Annotated in this window: 28 protein-coding genes; 5 read left to right on the plus strand and 23 right to left on the minus strand. The window is 69.0% G+C overall.

Annotated features, from left to right (window positions below):
- Nucleotides 1-550 precede the first annotated feature (550 nt).
- Nucleotides 551-1,522, plus strand: coding sequence for a non-homologous end-joining DNA ligase (ligD, locus tag PSS76_RS15545; protein ID WP_337456329.1), 972 nt, complete (start codon nt 551-553; stop codon nt 1,520-1,522).
- Between the two features lie 309 nt (nt 1,523-1,831).
- Here ligD and PSS76_RS15550 read toward each other — a convergent pair whose 3' ends face one another.
- The 3 genes from PSS76_RS15550 to PSS76_RS15560 all read right to left on the minus strand — a co-directional run bounded on the left by PSS76_RS15550 (nt 1,832) and on the right by PSS76_RS15560 (nt 4,365).
- Entirely contained in the window at nt 1,832-2,485 is a 654-nt protein-coding gene (locus PSS76_RS15550) for a GAF and ANTAR domain-containing protein (protein ID WP_175271969.1), read from the minus strand.
- A gap of 231 nt (nt 2,486-2,716) precedes the next feature.
- Nucleotides 2,717-3,703 (minus strand): ferritin-like domain-containing protein, encoded by a 987-nt coding sequence (locus PSS76_RS15555; RefSeq protein ID WP_337456330.1) that lies wholly within the window; start codon nt 3,701-3,703, stop codon nt 2,717-2,719.
- A 101-nt stretch (nt 3,704-3,804) separates the two neighbouring features.
- Nucleotides 3,805-4,365: a TetR/AcrR family transcriptional regulator gene (locus tag PSS76_RS15560; protein ID WP_084924463.1), complete on the minus strand. Its 561-nt coding sequence runs from the start codon at nt 4,363-4,365 to the stop codon at nt 3,805-3,807.
- A 120-nt stretch (nt 4,366-4,485) separates the two neighbouring features.
- On the opposite strand from PSS76_RS15560, the gene PSS76_RS15565 reads away from it, so the two are divergent.
- A complete protein-coding gene (locus PSS76_RS15565; RefSeq protein ID WP_337456331.1) occupies nt 4,486-5,694 on the plus strand; it encodes a YbfB/YjiJ family MFS transporter in 1,209 nt (402 codons plus the stop codon).
- Nucleotides 5,695-5,720: 26 nt separating this feature from the next.
- On the opposite strand, the gene hisI is transcribed toward PSS76_RS15565, so the two are convergent.
- From hisI to hisD, 11 genes are read right to left on the minus strand one after another with little or no spacing between them, the layout of a single operon-like run.
- Nucleotides 5,721-6,068 (minus strand): phosphoribosyl-AMP cyclohydrolase, encoded by a 348-nt coding sequence (hisI, locus tag PSS76_RS15570; RefSeq protein ID WP_005512677.1) that lies wholly within the window; start codon nt 6,066-6,068, stop codon nt 5,721-5,723.
- The gene (hisF, locus tag PSS76_RS15575) at nt 6,065-6,838 is read right to left on the minus strand and encodes an imidazole glycerol phosphate synthase subunit HisF (RefSeq protein ID WP_013416281.1); all 774 of its coding nucleotides are present in this window, start codon (nt 6,836-6,838) and stop codon (nt 6,065-6,067) included. Before hisF ends, hisI begins: the two co-directional genes overlap by 4 nt.
- Complete coding sequence (locus PSS76_RS15580; protein ID WP_013416282.1) at nt 6,835-7,668, minus strand: inositol monophosphatase family protein; 834 nt, start codon at nt 7,666-7,668, stop codon at nt 6,835-6,837. Before PSS76_RS15580 ends, hisF begins: the two co-directional genes overlap by 4 nt.
- A gap of 14 nt (nt 7,669-7,682) precedes the next feature.
- A complete protein-coding gene (gene priA, locus PSS76_RS15585) occupies nt 7,683-8,417 on the minus strand; it encodes a bifunctional 1-(5-phosphoribosyl)-5-((5-phosphoribosylamino)methylideneamino)imidazole-4-carboxamide isomerase/phosphoribosylanthranilate isomerase PriA (RefSeq protein ID WP_005512674.1) in 735 nt (244 codons plus the stop codon).
- Between the two features lie 18 nt (nt 8,418-8,435).
- Nucleotides 8,436-8,720, minus strand: a complete 285-nt coding sequence (locus tag PSS76_RS15590) for a hypothetical protein (protein WP_005512673.1) — start codon at nt 8,718-8,720, stop codon at nt 8,436-8,438.
- A complete protein-coding gene (gene hisH / locus PSS76_RS15595; RefSeq protein WP_005512672.1) occupies nt 8,717-9,352 on the minus strand; it encodes an imidazole glycerol phosphate synthase subunit HisH in 636 nt (211 codons plus the stop codon). Before hisH ends, PSS76_RS15590 begins: the two co-directional genes overlap by 4 nt.
- 9 nt (nt 9,353-9,361) lie before the next feature.
- Nucleotides 9,362-10,513 carry an MFS transporter gene (locus tag PSS76_RS15600; protein WP_005512671.1) on the minus strand — a complete coding sequence of 384 codons (1,152 nt, stop codon included), beginning with the start codon at nt 10,511-10,513 and terminating at the stop codon, nt 9,362-9,364.
- Nucleotides 10,513-10,665 (minus strand): CG2302 family histidine operon protein, encoded by a 153-nt coding sequence (locus PSS76_RS15605; protein WP_005512670.1) that lies wholly within the window; start codon nt 10,663-10,665, stop codon nt 10,513-10,515. The genes PSS76_RS15600 and PSS76_RS15605 overlap by 1 nt, the downstream gene beginning before the upstream one ends.
- Before the next feature lie 4 nt (nt 10,666-10,669).
- A complete protein-coding gene (gene hisB, locus PSS76_RS15610) occupies nt 10,670-11,284 on the minus strand; it encodes an imidazoleglycerol-phosphate dehydratase HisB (RefSeq protein ID WP_013416286.1) in 615 nt (204 codons plus the stop codon).
- The gene (locus PSS76_RS15615) at nt 11,281-12,429 is read right to left on the minus strand and encodes a histidinol-phosphate transaminase (protein ID WP_005512667.1); all 1,149 of its coding nucleotides are present in this window, start codon (nt 12,427-12,429) and stop codon (nt 11,281-11,283) included. Before PSS76_RS15615 ends, hisB begins: the two co-directional genes overlap by 4 nt.
- A complete protein-coding gene (gene hisD / locus PSS76_RS15620) occupies nt 12,426-13,748 on the minus strand; it encodes a histidinol dehydrogenase (protein ID WP_005512666.1) in 1,323 nt (440 codons plus the stop codon). The genes PSS76_RS15615 and hisD overlap by 4 nt, the downstream gene beginning before the upstream one ends.
- Nucleotides 13,749-13,983: 235 nt before the next feature.
- Between hisD and PSS76_RS15625 the strand changes: the two genes are divergently transcribed.
- From PSS76_RS15625 to PSS76_RS15635, 3 genes are read left to right on the plus strand one after another with little or no spacing between them, the layout of a single operon-like run.
- Nucleotides 13,984-15,591, plus strand: a complete 1,608-nt coding sequence (locus tag PSS76_RS15625; RefSeq protein WP_337456332.1) for a GMC oxidoreductase — start codon at nt 13,984-13,986, stop codon at nt 15,589-15,591.
- Nucleotides 15,592-15,601: 10 nt separating this feature from the next.
- Entirely contained in the window at nt 15,602-16,888 is a 1,287-nt protein-coding gene (locus PSS76_RS15630; protein WP_081181615.1) for a glycoside hydrolase family 1 protein, read from the plus strand.
- 48 nt (nt 16,889-16,936) lie between these two features.
- The gene (locus PSS76_RS15635; RefSeq protein ID WP_013416289.1) at nt 16,937-17,554 is read left to right on the plus strand and encodes a LysE family transporter; all 618 of its coding nucleotides are present in this window, start codon (nt 16,937-16,939) and stop codon (nt 17,552-17,554) included.
- A 2-nt stretch (nt 17,555-17,556) separates the two neighbouring features.
- Here the strand turns inward: PSS76_RS15635 and PSS76_RS15640 are convergent, their stop codons facing one another.
- The 9 genes from PSS76_RS15640 to PSS76_RS15680 form a co-directional block, all read right to left on the minus strand.
- On the minus strand, nt 17,557-17,955 hold the full coding sequence (locus tag PSS76_RS15640) for a low affinity iron permease family protein (protein WP_022596408.1): 399 nt from the start codon (nt 17,953-17,955) through the stop codon (nt 17,557-17,559).
- A 77-nt stretch (nt 17,956-18,032) separates the two neighbouring features.
- Nucleotides 18,033-19,100, minus strand: a complete 1,068-nt coding sequence (locus tag PSS76_RS15645; protein WP_372488009.1) for an iron-containing redox enzyme family protein — start codon at nt 19,098-19,100, stop codon at nt 18,033-18,035.
- Nucleotides 19,100-19,345: a CDGSH iron-sulfur domain-containing protein gene (locus PSS76_RS15650; protein WP_064059165.1), complete on the minus strand. Its 246-nt coding sequence runs from the start codon at nt 19,343-19,345 to the stop codon at nt 19,100-19,102. The genes PSS76_RS15645 and PSS76_RS15650 overlap by 1 nt, the downstream gene beginning before the upstream one ends.
- A complete protein-coding gene (locus PSS76_RS15655; protein WP_064078003.1) occupies nt 19,342-20,052 on the minus strand; it encodes a hypothetical protein in 711 nt (236 codons plus the stop codon). Before PSS76_RS15655 ends, PSS76_RS15650 begins: the two co-directional genes overlap by 4 nt.
- 63 nt (nt 20,053-20,115) lie before the next feature.
- Nucleotides 20,116-22,242: a catalase gene (locus PSS76_RS15660; protein ID WP_064078004.1), complete on the minus strand. Its 2,127-nt coding sequence runs from the start codon at nt 22,240-22,242 to the stop codon at nt 20,116-20,118.
- Between the two features lie 39 nt (nt 22,243-22,281).
- Nucleotides 22,282-23,154, minus strand: coding sequence for a glycosyltransferase family 2 protein (locus PSS76_RS15665; RefSeq protein WP_064067026.1), 873 nt, complete (start codon nt 23,152-23,154; stop codon nt 22,282-22,284).
- Nucleotides 23,151-24,149 carry a glycosyltransferase gene (locus tag PSS76_RS15670; protein ID WP_084968422.1) on the minus strand — a complete coding sequence of 333 codons (999 nt, stop codon included), beginning with the start codon at nt 24,147-24,149 and terminating at the stop codon, nt 23,151-23,153. Before PSS76_RS15670 ends, PSS76_RS15665 begins: the two co-directional genes overlap by 4 nt.
- A complete protein-coding gene (locus PSS76_RS15675; protein ID WP_013416297.1) occupies nt 24,146-25,261 on the minus strand; it encodes a glycosyltransferase in 1,116 nt (371 codons plus the stop codon). Before PSS76_RS15675 ends, PSS76_RS15670 begins: the two co-directional genes overlap by 4 nt.
- On the minus strand, nt 25,258-26,325 hold the full coding sequence (locus tag PSS76_RS15680) for a hypothetical protein (RefSeq protein ID WP_084847142.1): 1,068 nt from the start codon (nt 26,323-26,325) through the stop codon (nt 25,258-25,260). The genes PSS76_RS15675 and PSS76_RS15680 overlap by 4 nt, the downstream gene beginning before the upstream one ends.
- Between the last annotated feature and the right edge of the window lie 73 nt (nt 26,326-26,398).

Raw genomic sequence — 26,398 nt, forward strand, 5'->3', positions numbered from 1 at the left:
GTTGCCGCAATCGCTTCGCTGATACCGCACCCATCCCGCACTCGTACAGTGCGAGGACACCGTGTTCCAAGTCTCGATCTCACGCATAGCCACACACCCTGACGCAATGGATGGGTACATAACAACCATTACTTCACAGGCATCGCCGGTGCATCCTCGGCCACAGTCCCCGCATGTGAATCCTCATGGTTCGCTACACCGAATGTGCCCGGCGAGTTTGGGGCGCCGCCCCTCCTTGTAGTAGACGTCAACGACGCAGATTCCCTCGACGAAATGTCCGCTGAGTTTCGGCCGAGGAGCAGTCGGGCCGCGCCCTCGCGCTCACCCCCACACCGGGGCAGCCGGATCGAACGAATGGGACGCGTCCTCCTCTCGTCCCGACCGTGAGGTGTCGCCACAGACTCCTCGAACCGACGCGTCAACGACGTGTGCCGGGCGCCGAGATTCGACGGCGCCCTCGCATACCCGCAAACCGCGTCTCGGCCATCGCTCACCGCATCTTTCGCCGTCCCGCCCCGCCGGGTGCGCGAGACCGGCCAGAATCGGGAGTATGAGTGCCGCGCCGACTCCTCCCGCGCCGATGCTCGCCACGCTCGGCGAGCCTCCGGCCGGTGAGGGCTGGGCGTTCGAGATGAAGTGGGACGGACAACGCGCCGTCACCGATGTTCGCGACGGCGGTGTCCGACTCTTCAGCCGCAACGGCAACGACATCACCACGGCGTTTCCCGAACTGACCGGGCCGATAGCCGAGGCCGTCGACGACCATGCCGTCGTCCTGGACGGCGAGATCGTGGCGCTCGACGCGAAGGGTCGGCCGTCGTTCGGTCGGCTGCAACGCCGGATGCACGTCGCTCGTCCTACGACCCAGTTACGCAACGACTTTCCGGTCATCTACTACGCGTTCGACGTCCTGGCCCTCGATGGCGAATCGACCATCGGCCGGACGTACCTGGAGCGGCGCCGTATGCTCGACGACCTCCGGATATCGGGGCGGCAAGTGCAGGTTCCGCCGTTCTGGACCGACGTGGACGGCCACCGGATGCTCGACCTGGCCCGCGAGCACCACCTCGAGGGCGTGGTCGCCAAGCGGGTCGACTCCACCTACCGGCCGGGTCGACGCGCGCCGGAGTGGATCAAGACTCCACTGCGCAAGACCACCGAGGCCGTCGTCGTGGGCTGGGTCGACGGCAGCGGCGCAGCACGTCACGGAGTCGGCTCTCTACTGCTCGGCGCATACGACGACGATGGTCGCCTCGTCTACATCGGACATGTCGGCACCGGCTTCACCACCGCACTGCGCCGATCGTTGCGCGAGCAACTGGCCACACTCGAGCGGCCCGCGAGCCCGCTTGCCGCGCCGCCCCCGAGCCGGGACGCGAAAGACGCGCACTGGGTCGAGCCCCAACTGGTGGGCGACGTCGAGTACCGCGAATACACCGGAGGCAGTCTGCGACATCCCAGCTGGAAGGGCCTACGCGACGACAAGACCCCCGCCGAAGTCGACCTCCCCGGCCGTCACTGAAGATGGATCGGTTGTCGCCCACGGCCGACGCGGCTGCGACACTGCTCGAATGGAAGCTATCGGGTTCGAGGCGGCAGAACTGCTCGACGCGGCCGGTGTCGCGCTCGGACCGGGCCTGTCCGACGCCGAGTTCACCTCCGTCCACGAACGCTTGCCCGCGACGCCCGAGGATCGTCGAGTATCTGCGCAACGAGCTTCCTGCCGGCCGAGGCCGAAAGTCTCTCTCGCCCATCACCGTCCGCGTGCCGTACTGGTCCCGGTTCGTCGAGTCGGCGGACAGCGCCGAATCGGTCTGACCGACGGGCGGAGTCAGACGGCCGGGCGTTCATCGCCCTCGGTGAGTTTGCGCGCGATGTCGTAGAGCGGCACGTTGCGTTCCTGCGACAACTTGCGCAGTAGGCCGAACGCGTGATCGGCGTCCACCGCGAATTTCTCCATGAGCATGCCCTTGGCCTGCCCGATGGTGTCCCGGGACTGGAGTGCCTCTCGGAACTGCTCCTCGCGCTGGGCTGCGATCACCGCGATCGCCGCATGCGTGGCCAGTGAACCCCCGACGCTCACCGAGGTGGCGTCGAACGCATGGGGAGAGGCACTCAACAGATTGAGCGCGCCCAGGTTCGACTCGGTGGTGTAGAGCTGGAAGGCGAGCATCGAGCCGATCCCCGCGTCCGCGGCACGGGGCGCGAATCGCGGCCACCGGCCCTCGTGCGCCATGTCGTCCACCCGAACTGTCTCGTGCTCCCAGATCGCCTGCAGGCACGGACCGTCGTCGACCTCCTGTTGCAGGTCGTCGATCCGGCTCGGCAACTCGGATGTCCCGGCGCGCGATTCCAGACGCCCGCCCCGCACCGCCAGCGTGATGTCCGCGTGCTCGGCCCCGGGAACGAGCTCGACCGCGGCGCGAGTGATCACCTCGAGCGTGCCGTCGAGGCTGGCGTGCTCGTCGCGCATGTCCCGCGCCATGGCTTCGATCGCGACCCGTACGTGCCGGTCCACGTTTCGCGGCGTCGCCGCTGCGCTGCCGCCCTCGTCGCCTCCGTCGTGTGCCACGCATCCATGTTTCCACTGATGCGGCCCTGCGCGCGGCCGATCCACTCGCCTTTTCGGACGAGTAGCCTGGCGATCAGCCGCATGGCTTCGGACGCCGTCGGTCAGGCGTTATCGGTTCAGCAGCGCAGCTGGTGGCGTCGTCCGTCACCGGACGCCGACAACCTCCTGCGCTATCGCGGCAAGGCGCGTCTGAGCTGCAGAGACGACGCCGTGCCGGTTCTTGTTCGCCTCCTCGTAGGCGACGATGACGCGCACATCGGCGGGATCCGTCAGTTCCTTGATCGCGGCCACCGCGCGGGAGACGTTCATGTCGTCGTAGTCGGCGATCGGCAGTTCGTCGGGCCGCAGCGCGCCCGTGGATGCCCGTACCCCGTGCAGGGCGTCGGCCACCGCGTCGACCCCACGATCACGCGTGACCTCCTCGGCCCGCTCCAAGGCGCCGTCACGACCTGCGGCGATCGTGCGCGTCGCCACGTCGCCGGCGTACGCCCCGCGGCTCAGCAGCTGATCGAAACGAGGACCCGCGGAACGCACCGCGTCCATCATCTGGTCGATCCCTCGCGCCGACCAGGACACGGGAGCGTTCATCCAGCGCACCGCCACCCCGGCCACCGCCTGCGCCGGGGTTCGGCGCAGCGCCACGGGACCACCGAGCGCCTCCTCCGCCAGCACGGTGGTCAACCACTCCACGGTCGCCGAATGCGCTGTGATCAGGCGGTCTGCCAACTTTGCCACGTCCTCGCGCCGTTCCGCGGTGGCCAAGGCCTTCAGATACCGGGCGCGGTCGAGCAACTGGTGTTCGAGGGCGAGGTCGGCCAGCAGTGCTTCCTCGAACGGCTGCGCCTGTTCCGCCAGTGCCTTCAGGACGGCCGTGACCCGCCCGACCATCGGGCCGACCAGGGAGGGTAGCCCACCGAGGTCCCGCAGAGTTCGCTCGATTGCGTCGGCCCGTCCCCGCGCATTGTCGGCGTTGCGCGCGAGTTCGGTCGCCACGGCCTCGGTCCGCGCCTGCGCGCGGCGGGTGTCGGCCAACTGGATCTCGGAATTGGTCAGCTCGAGCAGGGTGCGTAACTGCACGACGAGCGTCGAGGTGTCGGTCACCGCATTCTCCGTTCCGGCAGTGCTTGCCATAGGGGAAACTTCGTCCGCGCCGTGGGCTACCCGAATCCCTCCCGCGCCAATCACTTGCGGCACGACGTGCCGCAAGCGCCCTCGGGCACGCCGCCGCGCCGCTATCCGGCCAGGATCCGCTCGGCGAGCTCTCCGGCTCGCCGCAGGCGCTGATCGGATCCGTCGATCCCGCGGTGAGAGACCGCACCCTCGAGCAACAGGTAGAGATGCTCCGCGACCTCCCGCGGGTCGTCCGCGACACCGTCCTCGGAGGCCAACTGCGCCATCCGTTCGTGGACACGCTGCTTGTGATCGCGGATGACGTCGTAGGCCGGGTGGGAGAAGGGCAGCTCGGCAGCCGCATTGATGAAGGCGCAACCCCGGTCCCCCTCGTCGACGTCCGCGCGATAGGAATCGAAGACGGCCAGGACCCGTGGTCGCGGCGCCGTCGCGAGTCGCTCCTCGAACCGCTCCCACCACCGCCTGTCCCGCTCGGTGAGGTACGCGACCACCAGCGCATCCTTCGAGCCGAATCGGTCGTAGAGGGTGCGCTTGGTGACGCCCGCGCCGGCGGCGATCGCGTCCACCCCAACCGCGTGGATACCGTTGCGGTAGAACAGCTCCGATGCCGAGTCGAGAATCTTACGCGCCCCGTCGGTGAGCCGACCCCCGGATGCCACCATCACACCGTCCTCCTTGACTTCACCGACCAGTATACCTAGCGTGAGAACACGTACTTCACAGATCGGTATACCCAACCGGCAGGCGCCGATTCCACACGGACGACCGAAGGGAGTCATGTCATGTCCTTCACGAAGGCGGCACAAGCGGTCGGCGGCTCCGGTCCGACGCTCTCACCGACGCGCACAATAGGCTTGGCCGGCGCGGGACTGTCCTTGATCGCAGTCTGTTACGGCCTGGCGCGCTTCGCATACGGGTTGTTCGTGCCCGAGTTCCGCGAGTCCTTCACCCTCACGGCCGGCCAGACGGGACTGATCGCGGCGGCCGGCTACGCCTCGTACTGCGTGGGTGTGGTCGCCGCGACGACGGGCACGCCGCGCTTAGGCGCACGCGCCGTAGCCGTCGCCGCGGGCTCCTTGGCGACGGCGGGGACCGCGCTCATCGCGGTTGCCCCCAACGCTGTCGTGCTGGCCGCCGGCGTCACCATCGCCGGAGTCGGCACCGGGGTCGCGTCCCCGCCACTGGGCCACGCGATCGCACTGAGAGTCGTCCCGCGGCACCGCGACCGAATCCAGACCATCGTCAACGCCGGCACCGGCCTGGGCGTCGCAATCTCCGGCCCGGTCGCCTTGCTGGCCGAAGACCGTTGGCGGGCAGCATGGCTCGCGTTCGCCGCCGTCGCCGCGGCGGTGACCGTGTGGGTGCGGATCCATGTCCCGTCCGCCGTCGGCGACGCACCGGGGCCGGCAGGCACCGACGAGCCCACGACGCGGCACGCGGTGTTCCCGTCCGGAGCCCTCCGGATGCTCGGAGCCGCCGCCGTGGTGGGCGCCGCCACGGCGGCCGTGTGGACCTTCGGTCAGGAACTGCTCGTCACCGTGGGAGGTCACGACCGCACGTTGGCGACGACCGCATGGATCGTGCTGGGAGTGTCGGGCCTACTGGGGGCCGTGTCCGGCGAGTTGGTGCGCCGGGTGGGACTGCAACGCGCCTGGACGATATCCACCGCGGCGGTGTGCGCCGCGACCGCCCTCCTGGCCGCGGCTTCCCGCCAGCCCGCCGTCGCCGTGGCGGCCTCGGCGCTGTTCGGTGCCGTCTACATCGCCGTCACGGGAGTCCTGCTGGTGTGGAGCACTCGCGTCTACCCCACGCAACCCGCCACCGGTGTGGGGCTCGCGTTCCTGCTCGTCGCCGTCGGCCAGGCCGCGGCCGCGCCCGTGCTCGGCTTCGTGGCAGACCGGGCGGGTCTCACGACCTCGTTCTGGATGTCCGCAGGTGTGGCTCTCGCCGCCGTCGCCGTGACGCCGCCCGCTCGATTCCGCAGGACATGATCGGCCCCATCGAGGATCGAGCGCCGTCAGTCCTCGGCTGCGAGCAGCACGTCGGTGTCGAAGCACGTGTGCGTGCCGGTGTGGCACGCGGCGCCGTCCTGGTCGACGATGAGCAAGACCGTGTCGCCGTCGCAGTCCAAGCGGACCTCGTGCACGTACTGGGTGTGGCCGGACGTCTCGCCCTTGACCCAGTACTGCTGACGCGAGCGCGAGTAGTAGGTGCCCTTGCGGGTCTCGAGCGTGCGCGCCAGGGCCTCGTCGTCCATCCACGCCACCATCAGGACGTCGCCGGTCGACTTCTCCTGCGCGACGGCACTGAACAGCCCGGCCTCGTTACGCTTGAGGCGGGCGGCGATCGTCGGATCGAGGCTCATCGGACGGTGATCCCTTCTGCACGCATGGACGCCTTGACGTCCCCGATCGTCATGTCCCCGAAGTGGAACACGCTCGCTGCCAGGACAGCGTCGGCGCCTGCCTCGACGGCGGGAGCGAAGTGCTCGACGGCGCCCGCGCCGCCGCTCGCGATCACTGGAACGTGCACCGCGGCCCGGACGGCACGGATCATCTTCAGGTCGAAGCCTGCCTTGGTGCCGTCGGCGTCCATCGAGTTGAGCAGGATCTCACCGACACCGAGTTCGGCCCCCCGGACCGCCCACTCGACGGCGTCGATGCCGGTGCCGCGCTTGCCGCCGTGCGTGGTGACCTCCCAGCCCGACGGCGTGGGCTCCTGACCCACGGGGACGGTGCGGGCGTCGACCGACAGCACGATGCACTGCGACCCGAACCGCTCCGACATCTCGCGCAGCACCTCGGGGCGGGCGATCGCGGCGGTGTTGACGCTGACCTTGTCGGCTCCGGCGCGCAGCAGGCGGTCGACATCTTCGACCGTGCGCACGCCGCCACCGACGGTGAGCGGGATGAAGACCTGCTCGGCGGTGCGGGTGACGACGTCGAGCATCGTGCCGCGGTCACCGCTGGAGGCGGTGACGTCCAGGAAGGTCAGCTCGTCTGCGCCCTGCGCGTCGTACGTCGCGGCGAGCTCGACGGGATCACCCGCATCGCGCAGGTTCTCGAAGTTGACGCCCTTGACGACGCGGCCCGCGTCGACGTCGAGGCACGGGATCACTCGAACAGCCAAAGTCATTGTGGTGGCCCTCCTTCAGGCCGCGTCTCCGGATCACCCAGAGAGTGGAGAATGTCGAGCAGCTCGCCGTGCACGCCGGGCGCCGCCGCGAGGACGGATCGCGAGCCCACGTGCCAGTCGTCGCCCCGCAGATCCGTGACCACGCCACCGGCAGCCCGCACCAGCGCGACGCCGGCCGCGTTGTCCCACACGTGGTGACCGAACACCACGGCGCCGCCGAGAATTCCGGCGGCGGTGTAGGCGAGATCCGCCCCGGTCGACCCGTGCATCCGGATCCGCGACGAGACGCGGCTGAGCCGGCCCAGTAGTTCGAAGCGGTACGTGCCGGGGATGCGGCCGCGGCTGTCGAGGTTGAACGCCCCGAAGCCGATCATCGCCGACGACAGTTCGCTGCGTTCGAGCGGCGGCAGGGCGACCCCGTTGCGGTACACCGGCCCGCCCTCGGCGGCCGCGAACCGCTCCCCCGTCAGTGGCAACCAGGTCAACCCCAGCACGGGAACGCCGTCCCGCAGCAGCGCGAGTAGGATGCCCGCGATGGGCAGGCCCGCCGAGTAGTTGAACGTGCCGTCGATCGGGTCGAGGATCCACACGTCACCGTTCGCGAGCTCGGGACCGCCGAACTCCTCACCGTGGACCTCGATACCGGTGCGGCGTTCGAGTTCCGCGGACACCGACTTCTCGAGCTCGAGGTCGACGGCCGTTGCAAAGTCCTTGGGGCCCTTGCGAACCGCACTCGGCGCGCCCAGCCCCTCGACGAACCGTTCCCGGGCGCCGTCGAGAACCTCGCTCGCGATCGCGAGCAGGTCGAGCGGTGTCCGGGACGGGCTCATCGTGGCGGCCGTTGCTAGCGCGAAACCGCGGCCAGGGCCTCGGGCAGGGTGAATCGTCCGGCGTAGAGCGCCTTTCCGACGATCGAACCCTCCACACCCTCGCCGACGAGACCGGCGATGGCCTCGAGGTCCGCAATGGTCGAGACACCACCGGACGCGACGACCGGTGCATCGGTGGCCGCGCACACGGCGCTGAGCAGTTCCAGGTTCGGGCCCGTCAGCGTGCCGTCCTTGCTGACGTCGGTGACCACGTAGCGCGAGCAGCCGTCGCGGTTGAGGCGCTCGAGGACCTCCCACAGGTCGCCACCGTCGGAGACCCACCCGCGACCGCGCAGGCGGTAGTCGCCGTCGATCAGCTTGACGTCGAGGCCGACGGCGATGCGCTCGCCGTGCTTGGCGATGGCACGCGCACACCACTCGGGGTTCTCGACGGCCGCGGTGCCCAGGTTGACGCGGGCGCACCCGGTCGCCAGGGCTGCTTCGAGGGAATCGTCGTCCCGGATACCGCCGGACAGCTCGACCTTGACGTCGAGCTCGCCGACGACGGCGGCCAGCAGCTCACGGTTGGATCCGCGGCCGAACGCGGCGTCGAGATCGACCAGATGCACCCACTCGGCACCGTCGTTCTGCCACGCCAGGGCAGCGTCGCGGGGCGCACCGTAACTGGTCTCGCTTCCCGCCTCTCCCTGAACGAGGCGAACAGCTTCACCGTTGGCGACATCTACAGCAGGCAAAAGGACCAGGCTCACTGCGCCGATCCTAGTGGGTCACCGGTCTCGTCCGGGCTTCGGGTCGCCACCGGGCTGGTCGGGTCGGCGTCGCCGGTCGCCGTACGCACGATTGGTCATACGTTTCGACACCACACCCATCCCCGCGATCGCCCCGACGACGCCGACGAGGGCGATCCCGAGCCCGACGACCGGGCCCGGCTGCACGAGCACGACGACGAGCGCGACCACGACCAGGACGGTGGCCGCGGTGCCCATCGTCGCGAGCGCGAGCCTGGCGATGGACAGGTCACCGCCTGCGCGGTCGTCGCGGTCGGGGGTCACAGACTGCGGACCCAGTTCTCCAACAACTGGGCACCGGCGTCGCCGGACTTCTCGGGGTGGAACTGGGTGGCCGAGAGAGCGCCGTTCTCGACCGCGGCGAGGAAGCGGTCGCCGTGCTCGGCCCACGTCAGCTTGGGCGGAGCGATGATGTCCGACGGCGGCAGTTCCCACTTGCGCACGCCGTAGGAGTGGACGAAGTAGAAGCGCGTCTCCGGGTCCATGCCCGCGAACAGGACACTGTCCTCGGGTGCGTCGACGGTGTTCCACCCCATGTGCGGCAACACGTCGGCCTCGAGACGCTCGACCGTGCCCGGCCACTCCCCGCAGCCGTCCGCCTCGACGCCGAACTCGACGCCGCGCTCGAACAGGATCTGCATGCCGACGCAGATGCCCAGGACCGGGCGTCCGCCCGCGAGTCGCTGGCCGATGATCCGGTCACCGCGGACCGCCAGCAGTCCCTCCATGCACGCCGCGAACGCTCCGACGCCGGGAACCACCAGTCCGTCGGCAGCGAGCGCCACCTGCGGGTCGGAGGTCACCTCGATCTGGGCGCCGGTGCGAGCGAGGGCGCGTTGCGCCGAGTGGAGATTTCCGGAGCCGTAGTCGAGGAGGGCAACCTTGCGTGCGGTCATGAGGAAACTCTATCGGTGTGCGGGACCCGCCCCGCGCACAGCCAGGGCGATCGGGGCGACCACCAGCGCCACGACGGACGACAGCGCGAATACCGCCGGATAGCCCGACGCACCGGCGACGACGCCGAGGACGAGCGCACCGATACCGGTGCCGCCGTCGTACGCGATGTTCCAGGCTGCGCTGGCGGCGCCGACCCGATCCGGCCCTGCGGACGCCAGCAGCGTCAGCAGCGCCTCGTTCTGGACGGCGCCGAATCCGGCACCGAACGCCATCGCCCCGACGACGAGCGCCCCGTCACCGCCGATGCCCGCCACCGACAGCGCCAGCAGGCCCATGCCGGCGGCCGCGAGGACCAGTGCGGGCACCAGGGTTCGCCCGGCGCCGATCCGGTCCGCGATCACGCCCGCGCCGTAGCGACCGACGAGCATCGCACCCGCGGACGCCGACAGCGCGAACCCGGCGATCGCCGCGCGGCTCTCCGTCGCGATCGGCAGCAGCGACGACATGCCGCCGTACGCGGCCGAGACCACCAGCATCGCCAGGCACGGGATCAGCAGCACACTCACCGACAGACCCTTGCGGCCCGCCGGCAGGCCGGGATTCGGCACCACCGGTAGCCGCGATATCGACACCAGCGACAACGTCGGTATCAGCGCCCCGAGGACGAAGACCGCGGCATCGAGACCGGCTTCGTACAGTGCGAGGCCGAGGGGCAGCACGATCATCTGGGCCGACGCGATCGCCACACCGTTGGCGCCGGTGACACGTCCCAACAGGTTTCGGGGCGCCAACTCGGCCAACAGTCCGATACCCGCGACCGTCACCATGCCGAAGCCGACACCACGGACCGCCGAGATGACGAGCGCAGGACCGGTTGCGGTGCTCCACAGGAAGGCGAGCGACGGCGGGCCGAGGAGCACACAGCCGACCGCCAGCACAGCTCGGTACCCGTACCGACGGAGCAGTGCCGGCACCTTCAGCTGGGTCGCGACGGTGGTGGCCATGAAGACCGCCGTCGACGCACCCGCCGCGGCGTCGGAGCCGCCACCGTCGGCAATCGCCAACGGGACCACGGGCAGCAGGAGTGACCACCCGCCGAACGTGGTGGCACCCATGAGGAGAGCAACCAGGATCCCGCGCGTACGCAGGAGTTCACGCATCAGATCAGCCGCAGGATTCCCGACGCAGCGGCGAGGACGGCCAGGGCCACCAGCACGCCCGACGCCAGCTTGTTGACCTTCCACATCGCGTACGCGCCGCCGATGGCGAAGCCTGCCGCGAGGAACAGGACGTAGATGAAGACTGTGCTCATGGTTCTACAGCGCACCCTTGGTCGACGGAACGCCCGACACCCGCGGATCGGGTTCGACGGCCTCGCGCAGCGCGCGGGCGACGGCCTTGAACTCCGCCTCGGTGATGTGATGCTGGTCGCGGCCGTACAGAACCCGCACGTGCAGCGCGATGCGCGCGTTGAGCGCGATCGACTCGAAGACGTGCCGGTTGATCACGGTCGAGTACGGCACGCCCGGGTAGCCGCCGATCACGCTGTGCAGCATGTGTTCCGGCTCACCGGTGTGCACGCAGTACGGTCGTCCGGAGACATCGACCGACGCGTGCGCGAGCGTCTCGTCCATCGGGATGAACGCGTCGCCGAAGCGGCGGATACCCCGCTTGTCGCCGAGCGCCTGCCCCAGCGCCTGACCGAGCACGATCGCGGTGTCCTCGACGGTGTGGTGGGCGTCGATCTCGACGTCGCCCTTCGCCTCGACCGTCAGGTCGAAGCTGGCGTGCGCGCCGAGGGCGGTGAGCATGTGGTCGAAGAACGGAATCCCGGTGGACACCGACACGTTGCCCGTTCCGTCGAGGTTCAGCTCGACGACGATGCTCGACTCCTTGGTGGTCCGCTCGACGCGTGCGATCCGGTCGCTCATCGGGATCCCTTCGTTTCCGTGGCCGCCAGCTCCGTGGAGGCAAGTTTCCTGCTGACCCGCAGCAGCTCGTCGTTCTCGGCAGCCAGGCCGATCGTGGCCCGCAGGTGCCCGGCGATACCGACGTCGCGGATCAGCACGCCCTCGTCGAGGTAGTGCTGCCAGGTGCGGGCCGCATCCTCGAAGAGCCCGAAGAGGATGAAGTTGGCGTCGCTGGGGACCACCTCGTACCCCATCTCGGTCAGTTCGGCGCTCACGCGATCCCGCTCCGACGCGAGCTCCGCGACGCTGCCGAGCGTCTCGTCGGCGTGGCGCAGCGCCGCCCGCGCCGCCGCCTGCGTCACGACCGACAGGTGATACGGCAAGCGCACCAGCAGCATCGCGTCGACGAACGCCGGCGCCGCGACCAGGTAGCCCAGCCGGCCTCCCGCGAACGCGAAGGCCTTGCTCATCGTCCGGCTCACCACGAGCTTGGTGGGGAACTCGTCGATCAGGCCCACCGCGCTGGGCACGGACGAGAACTCGGCGTACGCCTCGTCCACGATCACGATGCCGGGCGCGGCCGCGAGGATCTGCTTCAGATCCTCGAGCCCGATGCTGTGCCCGGTCGGGTTGTTGGGGCTGGTCACGAACACGACGTCGGGACGCCGCTCCTCGATGATCCGCACCGCGGTCGCGGTGTCGAGCGAGAAGTCGTCGTGTCGCGCAGCCGCGATCCACTCGGTCTGGGTGCCGGCGACGAGCAGCGGGTGCATCGAGTACGACGGCACGAAACCGATAGCGCTGCGGCCGGGGCCGCCGAACGCCTGCAGCAACTGCTGCAGCACCTCGTTGGAGCCGTTGGCGGCCCACACATTGGACACGTCGAGCGGAACCCCGGTCTGGCGGGTCATGTACTCGGCCAGGTCGGTACGCAGCGCCACTGCATCCCTGTCGGGGTAGCGGTGCAGGTCCGCAGCCGCGGCGCGCACGGCCTCGGCGACGTCGTCGACGAGGGCCTGCGACGGCGGGTGCGGATTCTCGTTAGTGTTGAGCTGTACCGGCACCGTCAATTGCGGTGCGCCGTACGGAGATTGACCACGCAGGTTCTCCCGGATGGGCAGGTCGTCGATGCCGACCGTCGATCCGGGGACGTTCCCCGCGCTCACTGGAGAGCCTCGAACCGCAGACGCACGGCCTCGCCGTGGGCCGGAAGATCCTCCGCGTTGGCGAGCGTGATGACGTGCCCGGCAACGTCCTTCAGGGCCGCCTCGGAGTAGTCGACCACGTGGATGCCACGCAGGAACGTCTGCACGCTCAGACCCGACGAGTGCCGCGCGCAGCCCGCGGTGGGCAGCACGTGATTGGAGCCGGCGCAGTAGTCGCCGAGGCTCACCGGAGCCCACGGACCGACGAAGATCGCTCCGGCGGAGCGCACCTGCGCCGCCACCGCGGACGCGTTCTCGGTCTGGATCTCGAGGTGCTCGGCGGCGTAGGCGTTCACGACCTTCAGACCGGCCGCGATGTCGTCCACCAGCACGGTGCCCGACTGGCTGCCGCGCAGCGCGGTCTCGACACGCTCGCGGTGCTTGGTGATCTCGAGCTGCGCGGCCAGCGCGGTGTCGACGGCGTCGGCCAGATCGGTCGACGTGGTCACCAGCACGCTCGCAGCCATGACGTCGTGCTCGGCTTGGCTGATCATGTCAGCCGCCACGTGCACGGGGTCCGCGGTGTGATCGGCGAGAATCGCGATCTCGGTGGGGCCCGCCTCGGCGTCGATGCCGACCAGTCCACGGCACAGCCGCTTGGCGGCGGTGACGAAGATGTTGCCGGGTCCGGTGATGAGATCGACCGGCGCGAGTTCAGCGCTGTCGGTGTCGGTACCGCCGTAGGTGAGCAGCGCGACGGCCTGCGCGCCGCCGACGGCCCACACCTCGTCGACGCCGAGCAGCGCGGCCGCCGCCAGGATCGTCGGGTGCGGCAGGCCACCGAACGCAGCCTGCGGCGGCGACGCCACGACCAGCGACTCGACTCCCGCGGCCTGCGCCGGCACGACGTTCATCACGACCGACGACGGGTACACCGCGTTGCCGCCCGGCACGTACAGACCGACGCGCTCGACCGGAACCCAGCGCTCGGTGACGGTCCCGCCGGGGACCACCTCGGTCACGGTGTCGGTGCGGCGCTGGTCGGCGTGGACCTTGCGGGTCCGTTCGATCGCCACCTCGAGGGCGGCGCGGACGTCGGCGTCGAGTTCGGCGAGCGCACGGTCCAGCTCGGCCTGCGGGACGCGCACGGTACCGGGGCGGACACCGTCGAACTTCTCGCCGTACTCGAGCGCGGCCTCGGCACCGCGATCGCGGATGTCCTCGACGACGGGGCGGACCTGATGCAGCACCGCGTCCACGTCCACTCCGCCACGGGGCAACGCGCCCCGGAGCTCAGCGGTGGAAGGGGTACGACCACGAAGGTCGGTGCGGGCGAGCATGAGAGGTCCTCTCTGGAGAACGGGGGTTCACACCGATTATCCGCGATGGACGCAAGTTGCCTACATTCCGGCCCCGCACGCGCGTCGAGCGGGGCTCCCGACGCGCCGAGCGGCGGCCCTGAACTGCGATTTGCCCGAAAGACACCTCACTGGACACGTGTCCACCCTAGAGTCCGGACCTGCGGGGCCGGCCACCCCGCTTCCGTCCCCGGAACAGCCAGGTAAGGGAGCCGACGTGATCGCGGATTCGAACTCCACCACTACCCGCGTGTCACGGCGCGCATTCCTCGGCGGCGCAGCGGCCGCGACCGTCGCCACCACCGCCACCGCGATCTCGGCGCCCGCCGGAGCCCAGCCCCGCCCAGTCACCGAGGAACGGCGCCGGGCCGTCGTGATCGGCAGCGGGTTCGGGGGCGCGATCGCTGCGTTGCATCTCGGGCGCGCCGGGGTGGACACCGTCGTCCTCGAGCGCGGCATCCGCTGGCCGACGGGCCCGAACGCCGAGACGTTTCCGCGGATGCTGTTTCCCGACCAACGTTCCGCGTGGCTGCAGCCCCACCCGGTGATGACGGGCGCTCCCCCGGCGGTGTTCCCACCTTTCACCGGGCTCATGGAACGCATCCCGGGCAACGGCATGGACATCCTGTGCGGAGCCGGCGTCGGCGGTGGATCGTTGGTGTACCACGGCATGACGATGCAGCCGAACGGCGAGAACTTCGCGAAGTGCATCTCGCCGCGCATCGACTACGAGCAGATGGCGTCGGAGTACTACCCGCGGGTCGCGAGGACGCTGCGGATCGCCACGATCCCGGACGACCTGTTGAACAGCCCCCAGTACAGCTCGTCGCGCCGGTTCGTGGAGATGGCCGACGCGCAGGGCCTGCACTCGTTCCGGGTACCGATGCCGATCGACTGGGAGTTCGCGCGGCGGGAACTGCGTGGCGAGATGCGCCCGTCGTACACCAACGGCGACGTCATCTACGGCGTCAACAACGGTGGCAAGTTCTCGGTCGACGTCACCTACCTTGCAGCGGCCGAGGCGACCGGCAAGGTGGAGGTTGCCCCGCTCCACCGCGTGAACGACATCGAGCGCGGTGCCGACGGCACCTGGATCGTGCACTGCGACCGGATCGGCCGTGACGGCACCGTGCTCGAGCGCAAACGCGTCGTCTCCGACGCGCTGTTCCTCGGAGCCGGTTCCCCCGGCACCACCCGACTGCTCGTCAAAGCCCGCGCGAAGAACGCGATTCCCGACCTGCCGGACGGCATCGGAACGGGTTGGGGCAACAACGGCGACCGCATCTTCATGGTCACCCGGGCGCTCGACAGCCCCGGGGCGTGGCAGGGCGGTCCGGCGTGCGTCGGGGTCAAGGACTGGGACAACCCGGCCGGCGCCCTGACGATCGTCCTCGGGCCGGTGCCGTTCCCCCTCGATCTGCACACGACGTCCGTCATCGGGTACGGCGTGGTGGAGGGACTCGGAAGCTGGCACTACGACAGCGCCCGCGACGACGCGGTGCTCACCTGGAACCAGGCCTACGATCGCGGGCTCACCGACGCGATCCGCGCTCGGATCGAACAGATCGTCGGCGCCGGGTTCGGGGTGTCGGCGATCGACGTGAACGCGTTCGACACCAACACCTTCCATCCCCTCGGCGGCGCCCCCTTCGAGACCGTCTGCGACGACGCCGGACGGGTGCACGGGCAACGCGGCCTCTACATCCTCGACGGCGCGCGTATCCCGGGATCGACAGGCGCGTGCAATCCGTCGATGACGATCGCGGCCCTGGCCGAATACAGCATGGACCTTCTCGTCGCACACGACGTCGACACCGTCTTCTGAAGGAGTTCTCGTGAGAACCGCACTCGGCGCCGCGCTCGTGGCCCTGTCCGCAACACTGCTCGCCGCGCCTGCCGCGGGCGCCGGCCCGCTCGGCGACGACTTCCTGTGGGGTGTGGCCACGTCGGGCTTCCAGTCGGAGGGCTCGTCCCCGGACAGCAACTGGGCGCGCTATTCGGCATCCGGGAGGACCCACGACGCGATCGGCGATGCGGTCGACTTCCGGCACCGGTACGCCGAGGACATCGACAATGCCGCGGCGCTCGGTGTCGACGTATTCCGCTTCGGGATCGAGTGGGCGCGCGTCCAACCTGCTCCCGGGCAGTGGAACGAGGCCGAATTCGCGTACTACGACGACGTCGTGCGTCGCATCCGCAGTCACGGCATGACGCCGATGATCACCCTCGATCACTGGGTGTACCCCGGCTGGGTCGCGGACCGGGGCGGATGGGCCGATCCGCGAACCGTCGACGACTGGCTGCTCAACGCCGAGAAGGTGGTCGACCGCTACAAGGACGCCGAGGCCATCTGGATCACGTTCAACGAGCCCACGACGTACGCGCAGCGCGAGCTGACCTTCGGCGGAATCTCACTCCTGGACGTCCACCGGATGTTCGACGGTATGACCCGTGCCCACCGGGCGATCTACGACCGCATCCACCAGCTCGACCCGTCCGCCCGCGTCGGCAGCAACCTCGCATTCATCCCCGCCGTCTTCGGCATGCTCGACACGCTCTTCGTCGACCGGGTGACCGACAAGCTGGACTTCCTCGGCATCGACTACTACTACGGCGTCTCGTTGGACAACGTCTCCGCGATCGCCGCTGCCACCGACCGCTTCTACGACGTCGACCCGCAGCCGGACGGGATCTACCACGCCCTCATGGCGTACCACCGCAAGCTGCCGGACATGCCGCTCTACGTCGTCGAGAACGGCATGCCCACCGACAACGCACAGGCCCGGCCCGACGGTTACACCCGGTCCGATCATCTCCGCGATCACGTCTACTGGATCGAGCGCGCTCGCGAGGACGGCGCCGACGTCATCGGCTACAACTACTGGTCGATCACCGACAACTACGAATGGGGTTCGTACCGGCCTCGATTCGGCCTGTACACGGTCGATGCCCTCACCGATCCGGCGCTGACTCGTCGCCCGACGGACGCGGTGGCGACGTATCGCGACCTCGTGGCGGCCGGTGGAGTGGCCCCCGACTACCGCCCCGTGAAGGCGGCCGCCTTCTGCTCCCTCGTCGACCCGCCACGCAGTTGCATCGGCTCCGGATCCGGCGGCTCCTGACGGACCCGCCGCGGCCGGTCGGCCAAGCCCGGAGTACATTTCTCGCCCGTGTCGTGGCAGGTCTGGGTGGCGTTCTTCGGCGCCAGCTGGGTGATCAGCCTGTCACCGGGAGCCGGCGCCATCGCGTCGATGACGACGGGCCTGAACCACGGACTTCTTCGCGGGTACTGGAACATCCTGGGCCTGCAACTGGCGTTGCTGCTGCAGATCGCGATCGTCGCCGCGGGCGTCGGCGCCCTGCTGGCGGGATCGACGACCGGCTTCATGCTCGTCAAGTGGTTCGGCGTGGCCTACCTCGCCTATCTCGGTGTGCGGCAGTGGCGTTCGAAGCCCGACCCGGTCACGGCCGAGTCCGCCCCGGATCGTGCGTCCGCCGCCGGACTGGTGCTGCGCGCCTTCCTCGTCAACTCGAGCAACCCGAAGGCCATCGTATTCATGCTCGCCGTGCTGCCCCAGTTCCTGGACCCCGCCGCACCACTGTGGCCGCAGTACGCCCTGATAGCAGCAACGATGGTGGTGGTCGACACGATCGTGATGACCGGCTACACCGGCCTGGCCGCGCGGGTCCTGCGGCTGTTGCGCTCGCCCCGGCAGATGCAGCTCACCAGCCGGGTGTTCGCGACTCTCTTCTTCGCCGCGGCCGCCGCCCTGGCGACCGCCGTGTGAGGCTACGCGCCCTCGCGCTTCTCGATTCCCACCGCCGCGCGAAGCTCTTCCAGGTCCACGCGCAGACCCGGGTGCTCGCGGCTGAGCTCCTCCATCAGATCGGCGAGCCCGTCTGCTATGGCGTTGAGCTTCTGCTGCACCGCGTCGTCGGACCGCTTCTGTGTGTTCTGCAGCAGGGCCACCAGCAGGAACGTCACGATGGTGGTGATCGTATTGATGATCAGCTGCCAGGTGTCGATGTTCTGCAACACCAGAAACGACGGCGCCCAGACCACCACGATGATGACGCACGCGACGAAGAACACCGCACGCGAAGTGAAATTGCTTGTCGCCGTGGCGAACCTGTCGAACACGGACAGTTTGCCGACGACGCCCGACGGCATGGTGACGGACTGCTGCATGGGTACCTCCACAAGGATCTGGTGGGGCACTACCCAGGAGCGGCCTCGCTGAAACCGGACAAGTCGTCCGGAGCGGCTCAGGACCGCAGCGAGCTCCTGCCCCGCGACCAGCAGTCGGTGACGTGCTCGCCCAGGAGGTCGTCCAACGCCAGGCACGCCGCCGCCCCGAGGAGCACGTCGTCGAGCAGCTCCGGCCGATCGCTCACCAGACCGCCCGCGAGGTCGCGGACCGCGATCTGCTCGTGGACGGAATCCGCCTCGACATGTTCGTCGAAGAACAACGTCGCGGCGCTCCCGTAACCGAGGCGTCGCAGGCCGGACGAGTACTTCTTGCTGGGCAACGCGGACGTCGTCTCGATGGCACACAGGTGGCCGACGAGAGCGCCGAGATTGCGGCGGTGCACACCGAAATAGGACAGCGCATTCAACGTCGCCAACGTCACCGCGGGAACGGCGTCCAGGTAGTGCGCGTAGGCGTCGGACAGGTCCAGTTCGCGCATCGTGGTCGCGAACAGTCGCGAGTGCATGCGGTCGAGCCGCCCCTGCCCGTACTCGTCGATCTGGATCTCGAGCAGCGCGGCCTTCGGCGCACCGGCCATGCGCGGGATGCCGAAGGTGTAGAGGTCCGCCTCACGCAGCTGGTTCAGCGACCGGTGGATGAGCAATTCGCGGAACTGCTCGAGCACCGCTTCCGTTGCCATGAAGTCCGAGAGGCCGGGCTCTCTCGTCGGGGCGGTCATGTCCCACAGCGCCGCCACCACGTCGTCCCCGAATCGACCCCGCGCCGCAGCCACCCGGTCGCCGACGACCGCGCGGATAGCGGCGTCGAACGGTCGCTCCAGCAGCCGTCGGGCCGCGACGAGACGCGGATCCCATTCCCAGCGGTCGTCGACGCCGTCGATGCCCTGCAGGTGCAGTTCGTAGAGCAACGTCAGGCACAGCTGCGCGTCGTCGTCGTGGAGGATGCCGAGGGCGTCGGCGTCGTACCGCGCGCTCAGTTCCGCGGCTGCCGTCAGGAAGCTGTCCGGCTCGCCCTCGCCTCGCAGAACGTCCAAGAGGATGCCGCTGGCATCCCCTCGCATGACCGGGACGGCCATCCGACCGGTGACTCGTTCTCCGGCGGCACCCTCTCGAAGCGGCAGCATCACGGTTCTCCTCCCTCTTCCGCCCGCGCCGCGGTCCGCACCGCACGCCGCGGCTTCTTCTTCTTGTGTGTCGAATCGCAGAAAGGTGGATTCCTGGTTCCGCCGCACCTGCACAGGGCGACGACGTTGCGCTGGATGTCCACGGGCGCACCGTCGGCGTCCACCAACTCGATCGCACCGCGCACGAGGAGGGGTCCGTCCGGGCACACGGTGATCCTGACGTCGCCGTTCACTTCGGCACTCATGTAATCGCATCCTCCACCGGGGTACGTGTCCTCGTGGCATCGGTCCCCCGACCCCGCCGACTGCCTGCATAGGCGATGCGGCGGATCCCGGCCAACCAGGACGGCCACATCCGGATTCCGGCCGGACAGTTGAGCACGGGGTCGAAGGACGGCTGGTCACCGTCTTCGCATGGTATCCGCCGCGTCAGTCGGAAGGACCCGACCGGAACCGGCGCTCCGCGTGCGGACGCCAGTCCGACCCCGAAGGACAGCGGTGGCACCAGGTCCTCGAGCGACGGCGGGCCGTCCGGCCGGCCCCCGACGCGAGCCGCGACGATCCACCGAGGCGCCGCGCCGTCGATCCCCCGATACGCGGCCAGCGTGCTGAAGTTCGCGCTCGCCCACGAGCGGGCCGGCACGAGCGCGATGCGCGCGGGTACGAAGGCCGACGCGAGCAGCAGATCCCACGGACCACCGGGTAGACGCAGACGCACCGCGACACCGAGGATGTCGGGCAGCGGACCGGGGAGACCGATCGCGCGCGACAGGCGAGCATGGAGCGGCACCGGTTCGCCGGTCGGGAGCGGCCACCGCCCCCGACCGGCATCCCCGGTGTCGAACTCGGCGATACCCTCGAACAACACACCGTGCGGATGGAAGATCCGCGCACCGCGGACCGCCGAACCCACCTCGAACGGCGCGGACACCGCCTTGCGCAACCCATCCATACGGACCGGATTACCCCGTGGCCGCAGATTCGAATCGCACGCCGGCACCTTCCGTCGAGGCAGCTAGCGCTGCCAGACCCTGTGGGATCGCATCAGTTCGACTACCTGGTCGGTCACCTGCCGCAGGTCGTCGCCCACGTGCACGCCCGGCTTCTCGCGCGCGCCGGACGCCAGGCCTTCCGCGCCGTTCGAGTCGGCACCCACAGCCTTGCCGTGGCGGAAGGCCTCGTCGAGCAACCGGACCACCCGCGCGTCCGGTTCGGTGGTCAGGGACAGGACGGCATCGAACTCGATCGAGCGGGCCGTGTCGTACGTCCGGGACACCGTGACAGCGCTGTCCCCGAGCGTCAGTCGTCCCCCGTGCGGAGCGGTGACCAACGGGACCACTCCGTGGCCGGAAAGCACATCGAGAACCGCCTCGACGGAATCCGCGGCGGATCCCTCGTCCACGAGGACCGCCACGTTTCGGCCCTCGACCGGCCACTCGCCACCGATCTGGGACAGGGCCGCGCTCGGGCTCGACGGCAGATCCGGTTCGCTGTCGGCGACCTCGGGAACCGGCAGGCCCAGCGACCCAGCGACCCGCTCGCACAGGGTCTTGTCGACGCGTGCGAGCACCTCGAGGGCACGTTCCTTGATGGGCTGTTCGAAGCACTTCCCGAGCTCGAACGAGTAGGCATCGGCGAGATGACGCTGCTCCACCTCGGACAGGCTCGTGTAGAACAGTCGCGGCTGGCTGAAGTGGTCGTCGAACGAGCTCGGCTTGGTCCGCTGCTTGGTCGTCGCCTCGATCGGCACCGGCACGTCCACGAAACCCGTGCCCGACGCGGCGGTGAACGGGCACCCACCGTCGAGGCTGTTCGGCTTGTAGGGCGCGACCCCGTCGTGGACGGCCGTCTGGTGCATGCCGTCCCGCAGCATGTCGTTGACCGGCGCGTGCGGGCGATTGATCGGGAGCTGCCCGAAGTTGGGTCCACCGAGTCGGCTGATCTGGGTGTCGAGGTAGGAGAAGAGGCGGCCCTGCAGCAGGGGGTCGTCGGTGACGTCGATGCCCGGCACCAGGTGGCCAGGATGGAAGGCCACCTGCTCGGTCTCGGCGAAGTAGTTGGTGGGGTTGGCGTTGAGCGTCATGACACCGATCGGCTGCACCGGCGCCAACTCCTCGGGCACGAACTTGGTGGGATCGAGCAGGTCGATACCCTCGAATTCCTGCTCCGGGGTGTCCGGGAAGACCTGGACGCCCAGCGTCCACTCCGGGTAGGCACCGCTCTCGATCGCGTCGGCCAGGTCCCGGCGGTGGAAATCCGGATCGACGCCTGCCGCGATCTGCGCCTCCTCCCACACGAGGGAGTGCACACCGAGTCGCGGCTTCCAATGGAACTTCACCAGGCTGGTCTTGCCGTCCGCATCGACCATCCGGAAGGTGTGGACGCCGAAGCCCTCCATCATCCGGTACGAACGTGGGATTCCACGATCCGACATGTTCCACATCGTGTGTGCGGTGGCCTCCGTGTGGAGGGTGACGAAATCCCAGAATGTGTCGTGCGCACTCTGCGCCTGGGGAATCTCCCTGTCCGGGTGCGGTTTACCGGCATGGATGATGTCCGGGAACTTGATCGCATCCTGGATGAAGAAGACCGGGATGTTGTTGCCGACGAGGTCGAACGTGCCGTCTTCGGTGTAGAACTTGGTCGCGAATCCACGGGTGTCGCGGACGGTGTCCGCCGACCCCCGAGAACCCAGCACGGTGGAGAACCGCACGAAGACCGGTGTCTCGACGTCCTTCCGGAGGAACGCTGCGGACGTGATGTTCTCCGCCGCTCCATTCGCCCGGAAGACGCCGTGCGCTGCGGCACCGCGCGCGTGCACCACTCGCTCCGGGATGCGCTCGTGATCGAAATGGGTGATCTTCTCGCGGAAATGATGGTCCTGCAGCAGAATCGGTCCCCGCGGCCCCGCCTTGAGGGAGTGATCGGTGTCGGTCAGCCGGGCACCCTGCGCGGTCGTGAGCGTTTCACCCTGTTGCCGCCGATCGCCGTCGGCGGCGCCGGTCGGCGAGATCCGGTCCGGTCCCGACTGGTCGTCCTTCGTGAGCCGGGGAACCGGCCCGCTCGTCGGCTCGGCCTTCTCGGGGGTGAGTGCGCTCGGCGCACCGGGAACATCGAATTCGTTGATGGACAACGACATCATTCCTTCCTGTTCGTCGGATGTGATCGAAATTCGGGTCACTCATGGAGGGCTGGCAGGACCGGCACCCACGGGCGCGGCGTTCGGCCGGCTCCAGGCCTTCGACTGCTCGTCGAAGCGGATGAGACCTCGCGACTCGAAAGCGTCGAGCCATCCCCGCATCGGCCACCAGCCCCAGCGGCGCTCGAAGATTGCGGCGTTGCGGAGGATGTCGTCCAGATGCTCGACGGGAGGGTCGGAGACGCGGTGGTGGAGGTGGAATGCGTCCGCTCCCCCGACCCAGGCGAGCCCCACCCCGGCTGCCGCAGCAACCTGGGCGAAGTCGGTGTCCTCTCCGCCATACCCCGTGTAGTCCTCGCAGAAACCACCGAGGCGTTGCCACACCCGCGGGCGAACGGCGAACGAGAGCGACCAGAACAGCTCGTACCGGTCGTCGACCAGGACGGTCCCGTCCGGTGGCGCCGGGCGTGCCGGATGCGGGGCTACCGGTGGTACGCCCGCCCCGGGATACTCCCGGATTCGGGTCGACGCCTCGGCATCGAGATAGGTCACGGGCCCGCACAGCACCGTGTCCCGATGCTGTGCCGTCGCGGCGCCCCGCTCGTAACGACCGAGCATCCGCGGGTGTGGGACGCAGTCCACGTCCAGGAACACCAGCAGATCCGCCCCTCGGTCGATCGCTGCCTCCGCTCCGAGGTTGCGTGCCCTCGCCAGTGGAAGCTCGTCGGTCGAGGCCGGGATCCACACGCTGCGAGTGGCGTCGGAATGCTCGGCGACGATGTCGGTGACGGCCCGGTCGCCCATCGCGACGACGACGTGGTCGTGTGCGGCCACGGTCGATCCGCGCAGCCGACGCAATTGCGTGCGCAAGTGGTCGTGTCGGCCCGACACCACGGTCACCACAGAGGTCCTCATCCGGCTCCACCTCCGTCCAGGACGCGTTCGACGGCAGCCGCGGCACGGTCCACGGCTCCGCGGGTGTTCCACCGTTCCCAATCCGCCCCCCCGCCCTGTCGAGCTCGCTCGATCAGGCCGGGCCACTCGGCCGGTGACGGCCAGGACGGTTGTACGACCGCCAAGCGCGCGGCGTGCAGCACGCCGGCCGTCGTGACCTGTTCGGCGAAGGGGCGCTCCTGCGGGATCACGATCGACGCGGCACCGGCGGCGGCGACGTCCGCGACGGCGTTCTGTCCGGCATGCGTGATTACCACCGAACTCGCACACAGATCCGGCCAGGGATCGTCCTTCCATCCCCCCGGGCCGCCGAGCGTGACCCACTCGACGCCCGGTACGGCGGTGTTCCACTGTTCGAGGCGTTGCCGGGTCAGCGACGTTCCGCCCGCGCCACTGAGCACCGTGACCCGGACGGTGCCGGAGTCGCCCGTGACGGCCCGGGCACGTTCCCCGAAACGGCTGAGGCCACCCACATAGGTCGTCTTGGCGGCGTGTCGCTCCAGCCAGGCCGGTGCATACAGCTCGCGCGGCCACGCGGCGATGATGTGGTCCGCCACGTCGTACGCAACCCGGTGCACCGCGTCGTCGCGCTCGCCCGGCATCGCGATCACGACCGTGGGAACACCCATCAGGCGCACGAACGTGGCGACCTCGACCGATACGTCGACAATCATCGCCCGAGGGCGCGCGGTGCGAATCCAGTCGGCGAGCGTCGCCATCCGCGACCGGAGTCCCGGGTCCTGCAGCGGCGCCCAGTGCAGTGCACCGCCGGCGGTGGGATTTCGCGGTGCGGTCGAGGCGTCGTCCCGGTCGAGATGAACGACCTCGCGAAACGGGTGCGGGTGTTCGAGGGCGAGCGAAGTGAGCGCGACGACCGGTGTATCGAGCCGACCGGCGAGAGTCCGTGCACGGGTCAGGTGCCCGCGACCGTGGTGGTGCACGTAGTACCCGATCATGCGACCGACACCCCTTGCAATCGACGGGCCGCGCTGCGGCTGACGGCCGATCGGTAGCACCGCTCGTATGCGGAGACCATCGCCGTTTCCGAGCATGCCGCGAGCGCCCGGGCGCGCACCCGGGCCCGTGGGAGCATCGCCGCGTCGTCGATGGCAGAAGCCATTGCTCCGATGTCCCCGGGAGGGACCAGTCGCCCGCTTTCCCGGTCGACGATCTCGGGAATTCCGCCGCGCGCGAACGCGACGACGGGCGTCCCGCACGACAGAGATTCGGCTACCACCAGCCCGTACGGCTCGTCCCAGTCCGGAGTCACGAGCGACACGGCGCAATCGCCCACGAGCCGGGCCAGTTCGGCACACGGCAGATGCCCGAGATAGTCGACGACGCCGGCCCGCAGACGGGGTTCGACCGCGGTGCGAAAGTAGGCCGGATCGCTCACCGGCCCCGCGATCCGCAGCGATATGCCCGCTCGCTCGGCAGCGTCGATCGCCAGGTGGGTGCCCTTCTCCTCGGTGATGCGGCCGAACCATACGGCGCCGTCGCCGCCCCCTCCGAGCGGCCACGCATCGGTGTCGACTCCGTTCGGAACGACTCGGATCGGGGTTTTCACAACGGATTCCCAGGCCGCGGCGGTATGCCCGCTCACCGCAACGAAATCCACGCCGACGCCGCCGGTGAGCGCGGTGGCCGACTCCAGCCACGGCGTCGGCGGGGTATGCAGGGTACTGACCATCGGAACCGTGAGCGTCGGTGCCATTGCCAGCGGCAGATAGTGCAGGCTGTGGTTGTGCACGACGTCGAAGCGATCGGCACCGTGTTCCGCGAGTTCCAGCATGAGCCCGAGGTAGGCGTGATGGTCCGCGAGGAACTCCGGATGCGGCATCGACGGATCACCGCTGGCGAGGCGACTCGGCCGGAACGACCTGACCCTCAGGTTTCCGCTCGCGACGTCGGCGTCGGAACCGTCCGCGGCGAACAGGGTTACCTGGTGGCCGACGCGCTCCAACGCTCGCGCCAGGTGCCACACGTGCGATTCGAGGCCCCCGGCGAACGGCTGACGGATGGGGTGGCGAGACGACGCGATGATTGCAATCCGTAGGGTCGCCGTCATCCCAGCGCCCGCTCGTAGATTGCTCGGTGTGCGCGAGCGAGGAAGCGTCGCTCCGACATCCGCTCCTCCCAGGTGGCGCGCGGTGACGTCCACCGTTTCCGGTACGCGCGCTGCACACACTCCTCCAGTGAAGCCGTATCGAAGCGTTCTTCGTCGAATGTGTACGTCTCACAAGGGTTCTGCTGATGATAGAAGCCGCAGGATGGTGCGATCACCTGCGTGCCCAGGTCGTGGCAGGCCTCCAGCCATCCGGAGTGGGTGCCGAACCGATACGGCAGTACGGACACCGACAGAGACGACAGATAGGAGAAGAGCTGCTCGTCCGAGTAGTAGGGGTGCACGTCGACGGTGACTCGTTCACGATCGCCGTACTTGAGGAGCAGTTCTCCCGTTTCGGGCGCGTACCAGTGGTTGTCGGGATCGAAGACCTCGTCGTGGAGGTCGACTCTCAGTTCGGCGCCGGGAAGGTCCGAGACTGCCCGCGTGAGCGCCTCGACGACCGGAAGGACGTCCATGTTGGCGCGGAAACTCTTGGCGTGCAGGCCCACCGTGAACGTCTCGGCGGCGGAGGCACCGCGGTGTGCGAACCATTCCTTCTCGACTACGTGCGGATGTGGCAGGACCGTCGCCGAGCGCTGCCATCGGTCCTCGATCACCCGAGCCGCTCCGGGCGTCAAGGTGATCAGTTCATCGGCCAGGGGGATCAACACGTCGAGTTGCTCGTCGTGCATCGACGGGTCCGGATGGTGGGGGTTGCGCAGATCGTGCACGGTGTAGACGAGGGGCTTTCCCTGATCACGCAGTTCGCTCACGATGTCCTGCAACGTCTTCGGATTCACCGCGTCGAAGCCGAAGTGGATGTGGAAGAGGTCGAAGTTCGACGCGTTCGTACGAATCCACACGGGGTCGAGCATGAGAGGAGGCCACCAACCGCCGGGGACCCTCCGGCCGTCCTCCGGCACCGGGTCGGGCAGTCGGGTCACCTCGTCGTCGAACTCCGGCGACCCCAGATGTCGCACGTAGACATGGGAAGCCGGGACGGAAGCGACACGAATCGGCCTCATCGAGCTCCTCGGGATTCAGGGCACGGCATCACCTGTCGGGTGACACCGTGGACATATTGGTATGGGCAGTGCT

The sequence above is a fragment of the Prescottella sp. D32 genome (genome assembly GCF_037287305.1).
GTDB classification, from domain to species: Bacteria; Actinomycetota; Actinomycetes; order Mycobacteriales; family Mycobacteriaceae; genus Prescottella; species Prescottella equi.